This window comes from Arthrobacter sp. SO5, assembly GCF_020532805.1.
Classification (GTDB): Bacteria; Actinomycetota; Actinomycetes; order Actinomycetales; family Micrococcaceae; genus Arthrobacter.
Genome location: NZ_MQTQ01000053.1, coordinates 15,328 through 32,847, shown reverse-complemented (window position 1 = coordinate 32,847; position 17,520 = coordinate 15,328). Strand labels below are relative to the sequence as shown.

Here is a 17,520-nt window from a genome sequence, read left to right as displayed (position 1 = left end):
CTCCGTCTGCGGGTGCTGCTATCTCCTCAACCGAGCCAGCAGCAACGCTATCGTTGTCGGCCTACTTTGCCTTCAGGCTCAGGGTCGCGGAGGTCCTGGTATTGCCGAAGACGTCACTGCTCACAATGCGGTACTGGTGGGTACTCGCGGCAGTCACCGTATCGGTGAACTCCATCGTGGGCCGGTTCCAGAACGTGGTCGATTTGGACTGCGTGTTGATCAATGCGCCGTCCCGGTACACCTTGTAGGTCAGGCTGGTGTTGTCCCTGTCCCAGTTCGACTGCCAGCGGACCCGGATCTTTCCGGCCGACGGCGAGGTGAGCGCCGGGTTGATCGGGGACGACGACGACACCGGTCCTTCCTTGTTCGGGGCGATGGAGCGGACCGCGAAGCGAACCAGTCCCTGCTGGCCCTTGAGGTTGACCTTCTTGAATTCACCGCCCATGACGACGTAGCTGCTGTTTCCGGTCACTGTCCAGGGACCCTGGCTCTGGCCGGTCGCGGTTCCCGTGTCCATGTCCGGGAACCAGGTCAGCAGCGAGGGCGCCGGCTTGCCCGTGAAGCTGGGGAAGCCCTTGGTGTCCCTGGTCAGGGTCCCGGTGGCTGCCTTGCTGTAGGCCAGTGCCCGGTGATAGGACAGTGGATCCGTTTGCGGGAAGCCCTTGAGGTTCAGGCAGTAGTGCGAATGGCCAGCCTTGTAGACCGCGGTGTCGCTGGCGAACATGCTGTAGGAGTCGCCGTGGCAGTCATCAATCCATTTAATGCCCAGGTTGGACCAGTTCGCCGAAAACGATCCCTCCAGGTTCCCGGTTCCGCCTCTGGCGTTAAAGATATAGGCCGTGCCGTACCAGTTCGAACCATCGCTGGACAGCGAGGTGATGGCGGCATTGGAGCCTGCATTGCGCACCACGTCGTTCACCGGGGTGGCCAGGCTGGCACCCGTGGTGGCGTTCACGGCGCCCAGGCCAAACCCGGGCCGGTTGCTGCCGTTCAGGGTGGTGAAGGCACCTCCTGCGACCAGCTTGCTCCGATCCGGCGCCAGCACCAAGGCGTTGACCCGGCCGCCCGCGGCGTTGGGCTTCCAGGCCAGCAGCCCGCCGTCGGACGCTCGCACGGCAGCCAGCTTGGACCGCGTACTGGATCCGACGGCGCTGAACATCCCGCCGAGGTAGACGGTGTCCGGGGTGGCTACGATCGCCCTGACAGTGGCGGAGACCTTCGGGGCCCAGCCCGGGATGATCGCCCCGGTCTGCGGGTTGAGCGCCACCACGCGGCTGGCGGCCGTGCCGTTTACCAGCGTGAAGTCGCCGCCGACGTAGAGCCTGCTGCCGTCCGGGGATGCCGCGACCGTCAGGCCCTGGGCATTAAGGGAAGCGTTGAAGGTGGTGACCAGCTTGCCCGTGCTCAGGCTGAACGCCAGGATGTTCTTCCGGGTCGTAGTCTGCGACCCTGAGGCTGCGCCGGCAGGCCGGGCGGTATTGAACTTGCCCACCGCGTAGACGGTGTCCCCGATGATGGCCTGCTGCCAGACGACCCCGTCGATCTGCACGGTCGGCAGGGCATCCGCCGTCACGGTGACGGGGGTTGCCGGGTTGCCCGGGTCAGCAGGTGCCGAATCGGCACCTGCGACCGGGGCAGTCGTCAGGACCACTGCCGCGACCAGCGCGGCGCTGGCACCCGCGGCAGTGATCCGGGCGGCCGCGCCGAAGCCGGCCGGCGACCGGCGCAGCGGGTGTTCGGTGCCGGGCGGCAATCCTTGGGAGCCATGCCTCAGCAGGCCCCAATTCCTCCATGGACGTTTCATTGCATTCCTTTGCTCAGTTGGCATTGGGCGGGCGGCTCAGCGGCTCAGGGCCGCGGCCTTGCCGGACTTCGGCTTGGACCGGGCGCCCTGAGCGGCGCACCACGCATGCAGCTGTTCCTGACATAGTTCCGGACGGCGGCCGCCCCTCCGCCGTCCGGAACTTGCCGCGCGCTAGGCCGGCCCCACCACGAGGTCGTCGAACCGCGCCAGCACGGGCACGTTCGTGGCGGTGCTGGACAGGTAGGACAGCAGCCCGGTGGACCCTGCGTTCTGCAGGCTCGCGGTGGCATCCGTGATGGTCACGCTCCAGGCTGCTGGCTCCGCCGTTCCCGTCCGCCAGGTCTTCGCCCGGACGGTGGTGGGGGCTGTGCCAGTGACCTCGACGCGGAGCTGCAGCTGCTGCCCCGCCGTGATCGTGATGCCCGGGGAGAACTGTGCCAGCGTGGTTTCGGCCCCGCCGGACAACCTGGTCAGCTGTAGGGTGGTGACGCCGGTGGACGCCACCTTCACCTTGCCCCGGTATTCTTCGGTCCCCACCCGCCGGCCGATCACCCCGAGGTAGGACCCGCCGCCGTTTCCGATCTTGTCGAGCGAGAAGGTGACGAGCGAGTTGCTGGCTGTCGCCGACACTCCCGGCAGGTACGCCGACGGGCCCTTTCCGGCCGCCAGACTCATGATGCCCTGGCCTCCGGCCACGGAATACGGCGTTGCGGTCCCGTTCAAGGACCACGCCCCGCCGGCGTCCGCCGAGCCCCAGCCCGATGCCGCGGTGCGGCCGAAGGCATCCTTGGCCAGCGCTCCCCCGGCGGTGGCCGCCGTGACGCTGCGCGTGGTGCTGCCGGTGGCCCCGCCGTTGTCCGTCACCGTGAGAGTGACCGTGTACGTGCCGGCCGCAGCGTAGCTGTGCGACGCCGTCGCACCCGTGGCTGTGCCGCCGTCACCGAAGGTCCACGCGTAGCCGCTGATAGTCCCGTCCGGATCCGCCGACGCCGAGCCGTCCACCGCCACCGTCAGCTGGTTGACCGTGCTGGTGAACGACGCCGCCGGTGCCACGTTGCCGGCGGCGGCGGCCGTGACGCTGCGGGTGATGCTGCCCGTGGCCCCGCCGTTGTCCGTCACCGTGAGAGTGACTGTGTACGTGCCGGCCGCAGCGTAGCTGTGCGACGCCGTCGCACCCGTGGCGGTGCCGCCGTCGCCGAAGGTCCACGCGTAGCTGCTGATAGTCCCGTCCGGATCCGCCGACGCGGAGCCGTCCACGGACACCGCCAGCTGGTTGGAGGTGCTGGTGAACGAGGCCTCGGGTGCCACGTTGCCGGCACCGGCAACTGTGATACTCCGGCTGTCCCCCGTGACGGTGTTGCCGAACGGATCCTTCACAACAATCCGGTAGCTGTGCTGGCCGGCTGCCAGTCCGGTATCGGTGAACGTCAGGTTGGGCCGCTGCCAGAAGGTGGAGAGCCCGGACACGGAGTACACCGGGGTGGGATTGCCGTCCCGCAGCACCGTGTACGCCAGGTTGGAGTTGTCGCGGTCCCAGTTGGACTGCCAGTCCACCTTGACTTGACCGGCGGCCGGGCTCGCCAGGGTCGGCACGAAGTTCGTCGGGTTGACGCGGGGCTGCTGGAGGTTCGGGGCGATTGCCTTGACCGCGAACCGGGACAGGCCCTGTTGCGGTTTGAGGTTAACGTTCAGGAACTCACCAACCATCACCACGTAGTTGCTGTTGCCGGTCACCGCCCACGGACCCTGGGTCTGGCCGGTGGCAGTGCCGGTGTCCATGTCCGGGAACCAGTTCAGCAGGGTGGGTGCGGGCTGGCCGGTGAAGGACGGAAAGCCCTTGGTGTCCTTGGTGAGCGTCCCGGTGGCGGCCTTGCTGAAGGCCACGGCACGGTGCCAGGTCAGCGGCGATGTCTGGGGAAAGCCGCCGAGATTAAGGCAGTAGTGCGGGTGACCGGCAATGTAGACAGCCGTGTCGGAGGCGAAAACCCCATAGGAGTCGCCGTGGCAGTCTTCCACCCACTTGATCCGGGCGTCAGACCAGTTAGCGGAGAACCCGCCTTCCAGGTTGCCGCCCGTGCCTTTGATATAGCCGGTGCCGTAGAAATTGGTCCCATCCGAGTGCAGCGAGAGGATGGCCGACTGCGTGCCCGCGTTGCGCACCACGTCGTTGGCTTGGATTGCGAGATTGGCACCGCTGGCGGAATCGACCATTCCGAGACCGTAGCCGGGCCGGTTGGATCCGTTCAGCGTCGTGAACGAACCGCCGACCACTGTTTTCGCCCCGTCCGGGGATACGGCCAGGGCATTGACCCTCCCGCCGGCGGCATTCGGCGCCCAGGGCAGCAGGGCCCCGTTCGAAGCGTCCAACGCGGCGAGCTTGGCCCGGGCTGCTGACCCGACGGCCGTGAAGCTTCCGCCTAGCCAGACCGTGTTGCCCTTGGTGGCAATGGCCCGAACGCTCTCGTTCATTTGCGGTGCAAAGGAGCTGATCAGGCTGCCTGTCACCGGGTCGAGGGCAGCGACCCGGAGGCGCTGGACCCCGTTGACTGTGGTGAAGTCTCCGCCGACGTAGAGCCTGGACCCGTCCGGCGCCGCTGCGACCGAGAGGGCCTGGGCATTCAGCACCGGCGCGAAACCAAGGATCAGCTTTCCGGTGGTCAGGTCGAAGGCCAAAATGTTCCCCCTGGCCACCTGCTGCGTGCCGGCGGCGGCACCAAACGGCCGGGCGTTGTTGAATTTTCCCACCACGTAGACGGTGTTTCCGATGATCGCCGTCTTCCACGCGACGCCGTCGTGCTGTGCAGTCGGCAGGCTGTCGGCTGTGACCGTGACCGGTGTCTTCGGATCGTTGGGGTCAATTGGGGCTGAATCCGCCACGCCAGCGGGCGCCCAGACCACGGCGCCCGCCGCAAAGACGAGCGTCGCGAGAAACAGGGCGGCAGCCCGGTGCGCCTGCCTCAGCAGACGGGGGCGCCACGTCCTGGATCCGGTGGGCATTGGAGCCCCGTGGACGGAATTTGGGGGCCAGGCCATGGCAGTGTCCCTTCGCTGGTACGTGGTAGTTTCCCGTAGTTCACGGGGCCCGCTCTGAGCGGACGGCTTGGCCGGATCGTCGAAGCTTGACTCGGCCGGGACGTTCGTTCGGACCCCCTGCGGCGACGAGGCAGGCCGGTCACGCCCGGTGGTCGGCGGACTACCGGGGGCAGGAAGCAGGCCAGGTAGGGACGGCTGCCCTGGCTGGTTTTGCCGTGGCTGGTTTTGCCGTGGCTGGTTTTGCGGTGGCTGCGCCTTCGGCGACTTTGAGATGTTCATGACTCCCCCCGGTCCCTTGGCCTACGGGATCTTCACGGTGAAGTCGTGCCGGGAATTCTGTCTGGCGTTTGTGGTGTGAGGATGCGCAGTGCAGCCTGCGTTTCTCGTCTGAGCGCTCCCCAGCGTGGCGTTCCGGAACATTTTTTTCCCTTCTAGTCCAATCGATGTCTGGCGGCGCTCAGGTTGAGCGCTGCCACATCTTCGGCCGCATAGAGGCCTTGGATGCAGTGGTCATTGCGGTTTTCTCCGACATTGCTCGTCATCAGTGCCTGGCCCTGGCTTCCCGGAATAATCGGGAAGTGCCGTGGCACTCTGCCAACCTGCCGGACCGGTATGCCCGCACGGAGAGCCACCCAGTGCAGCCAGATATCGTCGGCACTCGGGCATACGGACAGGAAGCGCTCCCCGCGCAGCCTCAGCTCCTGGAGCATCGCCGGCGGGTAGATCACCCCGGAAACACCGGGGGAAAAATTTGTCGGCCGCACGGCCGTGTCATGTGCCCGGGCCCACGTTCCGTACGCAGCCACCCGGTCCTCCGAGACGCCCATGATGCTGACCCAGTGGCCGCTGATGGCTTTGGGATGCCGCCGGTTCGCGGCTATCAGCAGGGCCAGCCAGTTCTGCGGATAGATGATGTCGTCATCGGCCGTGACCAGAGGCACGGTGTGGTGCTCCACCGACTTTACATAGGGGAAATACTTGGTGTGGGGGCCGTAGTTGGAGGTGAGCAGCACTTCCAGGCCGCGGCGTTCAAGCCGGCGCAGGGACGCCGGCCGGTCCTCAAACTGCGCCGGGGAATCCAGCCACAGCACGAGGCGCTGCGGCCTGGTTCTCCCCCTGGCGATGGACTCGATGGCGACCGAAACCGTATGGATTCTGTCGCCATAGCTCGTCAGGGAGACCACGACGGGAGCGGACCCGGTGGCCGGTCCGCGGGCCACCACATTCCTGAGCCGCAAGTATGCCGTCGCGAGGTTGGCCCGCAGCCGCTTTGCCAGTTTCTTGCCCCGGCGTGCCATGCCCCGGACCAATGACGGGGAAGGCAGGCTGTCGAGTGTCGTTGTCATGGCCTGATTCCTTCCTGTCGGTTCCTGCGGACTGCTTCCTGGCGGACTTCTTCCTGTGGTTTTTCTGCGGACAACCTTGCAGCGCCGGCAGCTATGGCAGTTTTCCTTCGAACGTTGCGACCGGTGTTTCGGCCTCGAGGTTGAAGTGGATTTTCACCTTGTCCCGGGCGTCCGGGGGTACCGAGAACACGAACACGCCGACGCCGCTGGTGCCGGGTTCGACCGAGGCGGGGAAGACCACGCCGTCCGGACCGCTGAGCTGCCCGGCCGGTTCCTCGTCCTTGCCGTAGCTCACGTCCACGACGGCGGCATCCAGGGAAATGGCCTTTGCCGTGTCGTTGGTCACCGTGACCTTGAAGCGGACGGACGGTCCGGCGACTTCCCCGATGCCTGTGGCTTCACCCTGCACTGCCTCCAATTCCGTGATGGTGGCGGAGACCCCGCCCTTCACGGCCTTCTTGGCCTTGATCTCGACCGGCGCCGCGGTAGGTTGAGGAATCTCGGCCAGTTCCTGATCAGACTTGCCGTTGCGGTCCACCGGTCCCGGATCTGCGGGACCTGCGGCGGGCGGCGCGGCCTGGGCGGGAGCTGCGGCAGGCGGTGCGGCCGGTGTGGGAGCGGCTTCCGGGGAAGAAACGGCGGGACCCGGGACCGCGGACGGCGTCGTGCCCTTTTTCACTGCAGCGTCGGACGGCGGGCTCGCGGAATTGCCGGCGCCGCCCTGGGTGTCGGACGCCCGGGCGGCTCCACCCTGGCCGGATGCCCAGGCGACGCCGCCGAGGGCAAGAAGTGCCGATACTCCGATCGAGGCGGCCACAAGCCGCCGACGGCGACCCGCCGTCCCAGCCGTCCCTGCTTCGGTGCTGCCTGGCTTTTTCATCGCGGGACTCCAGTTCCAAGGGTATTGCTTGCTGCTGCGGCCGTTACTGCCACCGGTTCGTGCTGGCGGTGCTTGCCGGCTGGCGTCGAGGCAGGCTGGACGGTGGAGAGTTCACGGAACCACTTGATCGACGCCAGGACGAGGAATGCTGCCGTGGCGGCGAAGATCAACGTGTAGATGACCACAAACAGCGGCAGCATGCCGTAGAAGGCGAAGGAAAGGCACAGGATGCCGTAGTCCATCGGAACGACGAGCACCGACCGGACCCACGACCGTCCGGCCGTGCTGGCCACCGAGCTGCGGCCAGCCTGGCGCCGCAGCTGCTCCGTGAGGATCATGCTGAAGAACAGCACCGCAGACACGACGGCGGCCCCCAGGGGTACGAGGAGCCACCACGTGTCGACCGCGCCGAAACGGTACAGTCCGACGGCGAGCGCCAGCGGCATGAGCGAAGTTTTGACGGCGTCGACCATGTGATCCAGCCATTCCCCGGCAGGTGATCCGCTGCCCTGCATTCGGGCGACCTGTCCGTCCGCCGAGTCCAGGGCGTATCCCACAATCAGGCAAAGGGCCACCCCGACGCCCAGTCCACCCGAGGGTGGAAAGAGCACCAGCAGCGCGATCCCGGTGAAGGTGAACACCGCGCTGAGCGCGGTGATGGCGTTTGGGCCGAGTCCGGCGCGAAGGGCAACTGCCGCCAGCAGTCGGCCCAGCCGGCGATTGACGTAGCGCGAGTAGGCGGGTGCTCCGCGCGCGGCCGTCTTTTGGGCTGCGGCCAATTCCTTGACGGTGGCCCAGTAGCCAGCGGTTGCGGTGCTGCCGGCGGCGCCGAGTCCGGGATCGATGGCGGTCATTGCCCGGCCCCCAGACTCTGTTGCGGGGCCTCGGAGAAGGACCGCGGGACATTGCGGGGGGCGCGGGCCCGGGACCCGGCAAGCTCCAGGCAGAGCTGCTGGTAGCCGTCCGCGACCAGGTCCCAGTTGAAGCGGGCCGCGAGGCGCTGCGCCTGCCCGCCCCGGACCGACACATCCGAATCGGGGCCTTCCGCTTCCGCGACGAGCCGTGCCACGTCCTCGGGGCGGGTGAAGTAGCGACCGGACTCCTCGAGGACTTCACGGTTGAAATCGACGTCGTAGGCGTTGGTGGCGGTACCGGAGCCGATGGCCCGCAGGAGGGAGGGGTTCGTGCCCCCGACGGAGTGGCCGTGCCAGTACACCAGGGCGTTCGAGTAGAGCTGGTCCAGCAGTTCCTGGTCCCACACGCCGCCCACAAAGTGCACCCTTGCGTCTCCGAGTCCGTGCACGAGGTTGGTATAGCGGTCCGAATAGGGCGCCGAACCCACGACGACGAGCGGAAGACGTGCCGCGCTTTGGGCGAATCCTTCGACGATGAGGTGGACGTGGTTTTCGGGCTCGAAACGGGCCACGACGAGATGGTAGCCCTGGGGCTTCAGGCCAAGCTGTGCGAGTTTGTCGGCCGGACCCTTGGCCAGCAGCGGAGCCCCATAAGCCAGGTAGACCGTCTCGGCATCGAACTTCTGCCGGTAGTAGTCCTGGATTCCGGCGGCGTCGGCGATCAGGGAGTCGGACCACTTGACCGCGAGCCGCTCCACCAACTGGTAGTAGTTCCGGCCAGCCCTGCCCCATTTGGCGCGCTTCCATTCGAGGCCGTCAACGTGAGTGGCCACCGGGATGCCTGCCGCCCGGATCACCGGGAGATAGGGCGCGTTGGCTGCGTTAAACACAATCGCCGCATCCGGCCGGTGCCGGAGCATGTGGGCAACGGAGAGTCCGGTGTGGCTCAACGTTTCCAGCGAGCGCTTGCGCATGGCCCCGAGGTGGACGAGATCCATCCCGAGGTGCTGTGACGGTTTGTCCGAGGCCCCCCCGACCAGATCACGGCAGTACACCGTCACGCGGTTGCCGCGCTGGACGAGCCGTTGCCCGATTTCCTCGATGGCGGTTTCGAATCCGCCATAACGCGCGGGAACACCGCGCGTCCCCACCATGGCGATGTGTAGCCCGCTCATCTCCGTGCCCCCTGCCGGCGGTGAGCCGATTCCGGCGCCTGGTTGATGAGTTCGAGAGCGGTCCGCAAGGCCGTGCTGGAAGTGTGGACGGTGTAGGGAAAGAAGACGACCTCGACGCCTACTGCGTTAAAGGCGCTTTCCAGGCGGTCGCCTTGCGGAGTTCCCTTCCAGTCATCGCCCTTGAAAAACATGTTGAACCGCAGTTCCTCCCAGACCTGCAGCTTGTCCGGCAGAAGCTCGGCGTAGACCTTGTCGACGTAGCCGATGCTGCCGACGATCTCCATCCGCTCGGCCAAAGGGACCAAAGGCAATCTGCCCTTGGCCCGCTCCAGCATTTCGTCTGATACGACTCCCGCAATCAGGTAGTCGCATTGGCTTCTGGCATGCTTAAGGATATTGAGGTGTCCGATGTGAAATAGATCGAACGCCCCTGGTGCATATCCAATTTTGAGACCCATGTCCTATCACCTTCCGTTTGAGCCGGCCCCAGACCAGCCTTCAATATGCCCCCACCGGATGCAGGATGACTTTGAGGGTTCGCCACAGAATCATGATGTCTCCGGTCAGCGACCAGTTCTCCACGTAATAGAGGTCCCAGCGGACGCTCTCTTCCCAGCCAAGATTTGATCGTCCGTTGACCTGCCACAGACCGGTGATGCCCGGTTTGATCAGAAGCCGCCGGCCGACGTCGCCGTCGTATCCCTCCACTTCTCCCGGCAGCTGGGGCCGCGGCCCCACCAGGCTCATATCGCCTTTCAGGACATTCCAGAACTGCGGCAGCTCGTCGAGTGAGTACTTCCGGAGCCAGTGCCCGCACTTCGTGACCCGGGGATCATTCTTCATTTTGAACAGCAGTCCGGCGCCTTCGTTGAGCTCTTTGAGGTCCGCCAGCTCTTCTTCGGCCGTCTGGACCATCGAACGGAACTTGACCATATGGAACCGTTCGCCGTTCCGGCCGACCCGCTCCTGGCGAAAGAACACCGGACCCTTGCTGTCCCGGACAATCACCCAGGCGAGGACGCCGAGCAGGGGCGAGAGGAGCAGGAGTGCGGCGCCCGAGGCCACGATGTCCACGAGGCGCTTAAGCGTGTGCTTGACGCCGCTGAACTGGGGCAGTTCCACGTGCATGAGGGGCAGGCCCTCCACCGGCCGCCAGTGGATCCGCGGGCCGGCCACGTCAGTCAGGCTCGATGCGAGAACGAGCCCGGTGTGGGTGCCTTCCAGGGCCCAACTCAACTGCCGGATGGATCGTGTGCCGCCCTCCAGCCGCCCCGCCACGACCACCGCGTTAGCTCCTGTTTCTGCCACTTTCCCGGCCACGGACTCGACGTCGCACAGCACCGGGACCCGGGTAGCTGAAATCTGGAGGTGGGTCTGCGTGTATCCGGCAGGGAGCGCCGCCCCCACGACTTCATAGGCCGCCCCTGAAACCTTGCCCAACTGCCGGACTACGTATTCGACGTCGCCGGGTTCGCCAACGACAATCACCTTCGAGAGGTAGTGGCCGAAGTGGCGCTGGCGGTTCAGCCATGCCCGCCATTGCCACCGGTTCACCAGCAGCAGCAGGGCGCCGGCCGGCAGGGCCAGGGCGAAGTAGCCACGGACGACGTTGATGTCCAGGACCAGGAAGAGGACGGCAATGGCGCCGAAGGCACCCAGAGTCGCGTCCACTACCCGCTTGTATTCCTCTGAGCCGATGCCAAGGACCGTCTCGTCGCGGGTCCGGTGGACTTCCAGCGCGAGAATCCAGGCCAGCAGGATGACCCCGCTCACCGCAAGATACGGGCTGCCGGAGGCTGACTTCGCGAAAAGGGCCTCGCCGGCTTCGAAGCGCACGGTGTAGGCGGCCGTCACGGCCAGCAGCATGATCGCGATGTCCGTGAACCGCAGCCAGCGACGGTAACGCCTGGCCCACGATTTCCCTGAATCCACACCAGCGGCGGGGACTTCATTCTCGAGGGCCCAGGGCTGATCCAGCGGCCCGGTGAGGGCAACCAGGGCACGGGCGGGGCGGCGGAGCCACCGGCTGCCTTTGGTGCGGTACCCGGGGCGGTACTCGTCGACGGCGCTCATGCCCGTTCCACCTCTTTCAGTGGAGCGGGCCAGTGTGCGGACGATTGAAGGGAGCCGGCGGCGGCTGGGGGGAGAGCCTCGGTCTCAGAAGGCTCTGACGCCGCCGGCTCCGACCTTGGCGCGCAGTTGCCGGCGAAGGCACTGCGCGAATCCAATGAAGGAGTTCGGAACAGGGAGGTACCGGCGCGACCACCTTCGCAGGTGGACCGGGCATCCTCAGCAGTGAAGAGATAGTACGTTTCCATGCTCTTGTGCTGGTGCTGCCCGCGGCCGATCACCGCCCTGAAGTTACTCATTTTGAGACCTTTGTGAGTTGTTCGTAGGACTGACTTAAGTGAATCGCCAGCGCCCAATCAGCGCACGAGTAGCGTTTACCCGACTTCCTTAGCGGCCTCTGGGGTAGCACTACTTGGAGGTACTCCCGGACTCTCAGCGGACCACCCGAGTAGTACGCTGACACACTCGCTGCGACGGCCAGGACCTCTGGGCCGGTTAGTATCGCCCCAGTTCAGCGACCGATGCGTGCGCCTGCAGTTGCCTCGGGCAACGCCGCTTCCCTAGTGTTGTGGCCGGCACCTGAATGCACGGATCAGAACGACGGAGCGTCCCGGCCCGTGTCCAGGAGTTCCGCGCGACGGGTGACACCGAGCTTGGCAAAGATGCGGTAGAGATGACCTTCGACCGTCCGTTGGGATACGCAGAGCACAGCGGCCACCTCGGCGTTAGTGGCTCCCCCGGCGACGAGCTCCAGGACTTCCGCTTCCCGTCCGGTCAGCTCCGTACCGTACTCGGTGCGCACAACGTCCGTGTTCGCCGACATTCCCGCCTCCACCATGCGATGGTGGACGCGGCGCTGGACCGCCGTCAGCTTCCACCGGTCCGGGTTGCGTTCGAGGCACCACGCGGCCTGCTGCGCGGCTTCCAGGGCCAGCAGCGTGTGGCCTGCCGCCTGCGCCTGGTCGCTGATGCCGATGAGTCCTGCCGCGTCGCCTGCGGATACCGCATGGGCGAAGGCCTCCAGGAGCCGCGCCTCTGACCCGTCAACGGCGCCGCTGCTCAGGGCCAGTGCCTGCGCGCTCCCGGTGTCGCCGCTGCGGAGGAGGAGTCTTCTGATGTCCGTTTCCACACCCCGCAGCCCCTGCCGGCGCGCCTCGTCCGCCAGTTCATCGAGGCCGCGCGGACTGCCGGTGGCGGGTCTGTCAGGGTGGCCCGGCCGGACCTTCCCCCGGCCGCTGACCGGGACCGTCAGCAGCTCGGCCGTCCGGCAGTAGGCCTCGGCAAGTAGCCGGTGAGTCTTCGGTTCGCCGTCGGCCGCGGCGCGGTACGCGCTCGCGTGCTCGCGGGCCTCGTCGGGGCGGCCGAGCAGCGCCGCAGCATAGGCTGCGACGGCGTGCGCGAAAGCCAGCAGGTGCAAGGGATCGGAGATGGTGAGCTGCTGCACGCCGAGCTGAACTTCGGCCAGGCTTTCGGATATCCGGCCCTGACTCAACCGGGAGAATCCCTGGAGGACGTTGAGCATCCCGCCGCTGTGGAGGAGACGGCCTGGGTGGTCGGCGGCGTAGCGGTCCAGGACCTCTGCGAGCTCCTCCCATTCCCGGGCCCGGATGAGGTTCAGGCCGTGGCGCAGCAGCATGTCTTCGTGGGCCAGCGGGATAGTGAGGCCGGCGCCGGCCAAGCCGTTCCACGCGTCACCACCCAGGCGCAGTCCTTCCCGGAGTCGGCCCTGGGACGTCCAGAGCTCGGCTAGCAGAGAGGCGGCCGGAAGCCGGATTTCCGGATTTGCTTCAGCCGCTGCCATGACCTCCTGCAACCCCGCTTCGACGTCGAAATACCGGTTGCCGCTGGTACCAGTCAAAAGGTCCGCTGCCATGGCCGCCGCGGGCGACTGCCTCCAGCGGGCATCGTCTGCGAGCGTGTCCGGGGGCGCGCCCGCGGAGTCCGCGAGGGCAGCCGCCGCGCTGCCCTGCGCTGAAGCTTGCACAGCGGGAATTCTCGTCGACTCAAGCAGGGCCGGGGCAAGCTTCGTGGTCGTGGGCAGACGCGCAGCGAGCATCGCGGCGAGATAGGACATTCGGCCGTACCGCAGGGGAACGGCAGCCAGAAGGTATCCGGCTGCCGCCTCCGGGCGGTCCAGGACGAACGCGGCATAGGCAAGCTGGATCCGCGCGTCCGGAAGGAAACGCTCGTCCCGCACGGCGCTGGCGGTCGTTATTGCTGTGACCGGGTCAAGATCTGTGTTGGCCAGCATGGCGGCGTGAATCAGCTGCACGGCCGGGACGTCCGCCCCGCAGTCCATGGACCAGCGGACCTGGTTCAAGAAGGCATCCGGGCGGAGGGGATGCGCCGAGGGAAGCACCAGCACGCTTGACCGCAGGGCCGCGCTCTGTCCTGCGGGAACGCGGCGGCGGATGATCTCGGCCAGCAACGCGCTGGCGGGGCGGACGATGCGGTCATGCCCGGGCGAAACGCTGATGATCCCGGCGGTTTCGAGCGCGTCGACGGCCCTAGGACTGCTGACTTTGAGAATCTGGCCCAGCGAGAGGGGCCCGGCAAGTGCCACGATCATGGCGGCGGTCCTCTCCTCCTGGGTCATGAGATGCAACTGCTGGTCCACGACGTCGGCGGCCGGCACCTCGGCGAGGTCCGGGTTCCTCAGCAGGAACCACACACCGTTCCGCCGTTCAAGGGCACCACTTGCCCGGGCGTGTTCGATGAGGGACACGAGCATCAGCGGGTTGCCCTCGGTTACGGTGAAAAAGACGGCGCTGGCCCACGGCGAGACGTCGCCCCTCAGGTGCTGTTCGCAAAGCTGGTGGACGCCTGTCCTGGTCAGCGGGGACACGTCGAATTTTGAGAGGATCCCGTCGTCCCATAGGGCCAGGAATTCCTCGGGGATCATGGGGCCCGGCCTGCTGGTGGCGAGGATTCCCGCCGCGCCAGTGGCGACTGCCCGTGCGAGCAGCTGGATGGTTCCCCGGTCGAGGCTGTGGGCGTCGTCGATGACAAATAGAGGCCGGCTGGCCTCTGACTTCAGGCTTCCTGTCATTGCCGCCAGGACGGAGGCGTAGGAGTCCAGCTCATGATCGGGCAGCTCCGCCAGATAGGGGGCCAGGGCTCCGAACGGGACCGCGGCCAGCGCCCGTGTGGCCGTCAGCCGGATCACTTTTCCCCGGGGCCGGAGCTCCCGGACGACAGCTTTCGATACGGCGGTCTTGCCGGTCCCCGCGCTTCCGACGATCAGCGCACCGGACCGGCCGTCGTCGCGGAGGCAGCGCACAACGTCCCTGACCAAGCCGGACCGCCCTATCAGAGGGGCGGTCTCAGCGAGGCTTTCCATCCCCGGTTCCTTCCCCGGCACTCGGCTGCGGCCGCGGAGTCGAGAGGGATTGCCCGGGCTCAGCCCAAGCGGGCACTTTCAGTCGGTGTGGAGATGACATCCTTGAGTTCCGATCTGCTGGCCACATGCAGCTTCGAGTACACCTGATAAAGGTGGCCCTCAACCGTGCGGACCGAAACATGCATCTGTTCCGCGATCTTGCGGTTGGAGGTTCCGGCAGCGGCCCTGACGGCCACCTCGCATTCCCTGGCTGTCAGGGTTGAGGTCGTGAGCGAGTGCAGACCGTTCTTGGGGCTGCCAAACCTGTCGTCGAGGGACTGCTGTGCCCGCTGGGCGATCCGCAAGGCGATCCGGTTTCCGGCGTCGTTGGCGAAGCTGACGGCTTTGCGGGCCGCGTCCCTGGCGAAAACAGCGTTGCCTGCGGCATCGGAATCCTTGGAGGCAGCCAGCAGCTGGTCGCTGTCGGTGTCCTTCACGCCCTCCGCCAGCCGCGAGCATTGACTCGCGAACTGCCCGGACACGCGCCCGGACAGCGTGCCCAGCTTCAGGCCGACCTGGCGGTCGCCGAGCCGTGCCGCCGCCGACAGGAACAAGAGGGCCGGCGCCAGGGCCGACACCTCGGTATCGTTGTCCGCTTCTGCGACGAGCGAGCGGATCGCCAGTGCCCGCTGGCCGAGTTCGGCTAGAGCGCACAGCTCGAAATAGCGCGTCACGCGGCCCACCAGCCACGAGCACGGCGTACGCAGCTGCGCCAGCTCGGCGAGCAGGAGACTGGCTTGCTCCTCGTCACCATGAAGGGCCGCGGCATAGGCGCAGGCCGCCACGGCAAGGGCCGCCACGGCATCGGGGTCCTGTGTCCGAAGCTGCCCCATCCCGGCCCGGAGACGGGGCAGCGCCTCGTCGAGGAGACCCGCATGGACATCGATCACTCCCTGGCAGATCTCGAACATCCCGCCGAGCCGGGCCTGCGGGTCTGCAGTCGCGTAGGACTCCGACAGGAACAGCGACATTTCCCGGAACTTGGCCGAGAGCAGCATCAGGATCAGGAACCGGCCCCTGATTTCCCGCATGGCCCGGTCCGAGAGCTGAACGGCGGAGGCGGCGGCCACGACCTGGCCGCCGAGGTCCAGGGCGCCGACGATATTCCCGGTGACCGCCATGGCCTCGCAGCGCAGGCTGGCGGAGAGGATTCGCGATTCGGTGCCGAGTTCCCCGGCATCGGTGTCCTCGGTCATTGTCAAGGCATCGGCGTATCGGCCCTCGAAGACAGCGAGGTCGATTTCGGCGATGCGGAGGTGCTCACGGGCTGCCGCTGCGTCGGACCCGTGGACATCGGATGCATCGCATTCCTCCGAAAGCCTTTGTGCGATGGTCTGCAGCGTGGCCCGCGCGTTGACCGCCGAGACGGCGCTGCGCTTGTCCAACTCGGTTCGGAGCAACTGCAGCGAGGTCCATTCAGCGAGTGAAAAATCCGAGCCGGCGAGGTGATCCAGCGAGGCGAGGACCCGGCGTGCGGACTCGTCGTTGTTGACCGAAATGTGGGCATGCACCGATTCCACGGCCACCCCCGGAATCGATTCGCGGCCCTGGATCTCGTGCAGGAACCGCAATGCGGCCACCGGATCGGATGAGTCATTCGCCGTGTGGGCTGCGGCAAGGGCCACGTTCGGACTGACCTGCTCACCGCAGTCCAGAGCCCAGGCGACGCCGGTTGAACCCCCGAACTCCGCCTGGTCCGAGTCCTCGAGCACCGCCTTGAGCCGGCGCCGGAGTTCCGCGCTCCTGCCCGGTGGCACGACGCTGGCGACGATTCCTGCGGTCACCTGGTTGGCGACACTCACCATGGGCGGGTGGTCATGGCTGACATGGATCATGGCCCGCTCCTGGAGGGCATCCATGTCCTGGGGATTGGCGACGCTCATGAGCATCTGCAAGGGGACCGCGCCGGCAAGGGCCAAGAGCTCGAAGACATCCCGCTGGCCCGAGCTGAGCTTGTTGAGGCGGGCCTTCACGACGTCGCGGATCTCGCCGGTCAGGGCAATCGGGCCATTACCCAGGATCCAGGTACCGTCCTGGCGGACGACCCTGCCGATCTTGATCTGTTCCCGGGCCAGGGAGTGGAGGAAGAGTGCGTTTCCGCCGCTCGCATTCCAGAGGGCGCGTGCCGCCGTGAGGGAGAACCGGCCGCCGTATTCATTGCTGAGTGTCGCTGATGTCTCCGTGAAATCGAACGGGCCGAGGTCAACGCGCCGGAGCAGGTCGTCCTTCCAGAGCCCCATGATGTCCCCGCCCACATGAGGCAGGTCCACGCACGCTGCCAGCAGGGTGACGTGCGCGCCGGCGCTGAGCTGCGCCACCATCATGCTGGAGAGTTCGTCCAGATCGTGGGCATTGTCCACGAAGAGCACGATGCTTCGTCCCTGGGCCTTCGTGTGGAGGAGCTGGGTGAGGCCCCGCAGCACCATGAGCGGGTGTTCGAGGTGGGAAGCGTCGAGATCGTTCAGCAGAACGCTCAGGGCGCCGTAGGGAAGTTTTGAGGAAATCGAGCTGCCGCGGACCTGGACCACGACATAGTCCTCGCCAAGCTGCTCGAGGGCGCGTTGGGCGATGAAGGACTTTCCAGCCCCGTGTTCCCCCACAAGTACCACCCCGCAGCCGGAGCCAGAGGTCAGCGTGTCGATCACGTCAGAAACAATCTGGTGGCGGGTGAAGGGTTTGTCGTAGCGCCCCTGTGAGAAGCGCTGTGCTGGTGAAATCGCATCTGTTTTGCCGCTGCCCGCAGGCAGGCCGACGTCGTGCTGAAACATGAGTGAGACCTTCGCAATCAATGGTAGACCAGTGATAACTCCAAGCTATGGACTGGGCAACATTTCGGGATGCGTAAGTAGTACTCGAATCCTGAGCGGGTACTTGGTCGGGGTATACGTGGCTGTACTCAGATGGGCCTGCCGGCTTGAGCGGCCAAACCAAGTAGTCCGGGAAATACTCCGAGTGGCCCCGCGGGGAGCGGTCAGCCGC

10 protein-coding genes are annotated in these 17,520 nt (G+C 66.5%); all 10 read right to left on the bottom strand.

The annotated features are described in order from the left end of the window. Nucleotides 1–61: 61 nt before the first annotated feature. A complete protein-coding gene (locus BJG92_RS08865) occupies nucleotides 62–1,804 on the bottom strand; it encodes a hypothetical protein (RefSeq protein ID WP_232083664.1) in 1,743 nt (580 codons plus the stop codon). 171 nt (nucleotides 1,805–1,975) lie between these two features. Then, entirely contained in the window at nucleotides 1,976–4,801 is a 2,826-nt protein-coding gene (locus BJG92_RS08860; protein ID WP_232083663.1) for a PKD domain-containing protein, read from the bottom strand. Between the two features lie 467 nt (nucleotides 4,802–5,268). Further along, nucleotides 5,269–6,183 (bottom strand): hypothetical protein, encoded by a 915-nt coding sequence (locus tag BJG92_RS08855; RefSeq protein ID WP_232083662.1) that lies wholly within the window; start codon nucleotides 6,181–6,183, stop codon nucleotides 5,269–5,271. Nucleotides 6,184–6,274: 91 nt separating this feature from the next. Continuing rightward, a complete protein-coding gene (locus BJG92_RS08850) occupies nucleotides 6,275–7,063 on the bottom strand; it encodes a hypothetical protein (protein ID WP_232083661.1) in 789 nt (262 codons plus the stop codon). Next, complete coding sequence (locus tag BJG92_RS08845; protein WP_232083660.1) at nucleotides 7,060–7,917, bottom strand: CDP-alcohol phosphatidyltransferase family protein; 858 nt, start codon at nucleotides 7,915–7,917, stop codon at nucleotides 7,060–7,062. Before BJG92_RS08845 ends, BJG92_RS08850 begins: the two co-directional genes overlap by 4 nt. Continuing rightward, nucleotides 7,914–9,092, bottom strand: coding sequence for a DUF1972 domain-containing protein (locus BJG92_RS08840; protein ID WP_232083659.1), 1,179 nt, complete (start codon nucleotides 9,090–9,092; stop codon nucleotides 7,914–7,916). Before BJG92_RS08840 ends, BJG92_RS08845 begins: the two co-directional genes overlap by 4 nt. Continuing rightward, nucleotides 9,089–9,550, bottom strand: coding sequence for an adenylyltransferase/cytidyltransferase family protein (locus BJG92_RS08835; RefSeq protein WP_232083658.1), 462 nt, complete (start codon nucleotides 9,548–9,550; stop codon nucleotides 9,089–9,091). The genes BJG92_RS08840 and BJG92_RS08835 overlap by 4 nt, the downstream gene beginning before the upstream one ends. Before the next feature lie 40 nt (nucleotides 9,551–9,590). Beyond that, a complete protein-coding gene (locus tag BJG92_RS08830) occupies nucleotides 9,591–11,165 on the bottom strand; it encodes a sugar transferase (RefSeq protein ID WP_232083657.1) in 1,575 nt (524 codons plus the stop codon). Between the two features lie 589 nt (nucleotides 11,166–11,754). Then, nucleotides 11,755–14,502: a LuxR C-terminal-related transcriptional regulator gene (locus tag BJG92_RS08825; protein ID WP_232083656.1), complete on the bottom strand. Its 2,748-nt coding sequence runs from the start codon at nucleotides 14,500–14,502 to the stop codon at nucleotides 11,755–11,757. A 59-nt stretch (nucleotides 14,503–14,561) separates the two neighbouring features. After that, nucleotides 14,562–17,309 (bottom strand): LuxR family transcriptional regulator, encoded by a 2,748-nt coding sequence (locus tag BJG92_RS08820; protein ID WP_232083655.1) that lies wholly within the window; start codon nucleotides 17,307–17,309, stop codon nucleotides 14,562–14,564. Nucleotides 17,310–17,520: the final 211 nt, after the last annotated feature.

Bases quoted from the DNA above. Each gene is read 5' to 3' on its own strand.
- BJG92_RS08865 (WP_232083664.1), bottom strand. From the start codon at position 1,804: ATGAAACGTCCATGGAGGAATTGGGGCCTGCTGAGGCATGGCTCCCAA.
- BJG92_RS08840 (WP_232083659.1), bottom strand. From the start codon at position 9,092: ATGAGCGGGCTACACATCGCCATGGTGGGGACGCGCGGTGTTCCCGCG.
- BJG92_RS08835 (WP_232083658.1), bottom strand. From the start codon at position 9,550: ATGGGTCTCAAAATTGGATATGCACCAGGGGCGTTCGATCTATTTCAC.
- BJG92_RS08825 (WP_232083656.1), bottom strand. From the start codon at position 14,502: ATGGAAAGCCTCGCTGAGACCGCCCCTCTGATAGGGCGGTCCGGCTTG.
- BJG92_RS08820 (WP_232083655.1), bottom strand. From the start codon at position 17,309: ATGTTTCAGCACGACGTCGGCCTGCCTGCGGGCAGCGGCAAAACAGAT.
- BJG92_RS08845 (WP_232083660.1), bottom strand. From the start codon at position 7,917: ATGACCGCCATCGATCCCGGACTCGGCGCCGCCGGCAGCACCGCAACC.
- BJG92_RS08860 (WP_232083663.1), bottom strand. From the start codon at position 4,801: ATGCCCACCGGATCCAGGACGTGGCGCCCCCGTCTGCTGAGGCAGGCG.
- BJG92_RS08830 (WP_232083657.1), bottom strand. From the start codon at position 11,165: ATGAGCGCCGTCGACGAGTACCGCCCCGGGTACCGCACCAAAGGCAGC.
- BJG92_RS08855 (WP_232083662.1), bottom strand. From the start codon at position 6,183: ATGACAACGACACTCGACAGCCTGCCTTCCCCGTCATTGGTCCGGGGC.
- BJG92_RS08850 (WP_232083661.1), bottom strand. From the start codon at position 7,063: ATGAAAAAGCCAGGCAGCACCGAAGCAGGGACGGCTGGGACGGCGGGT.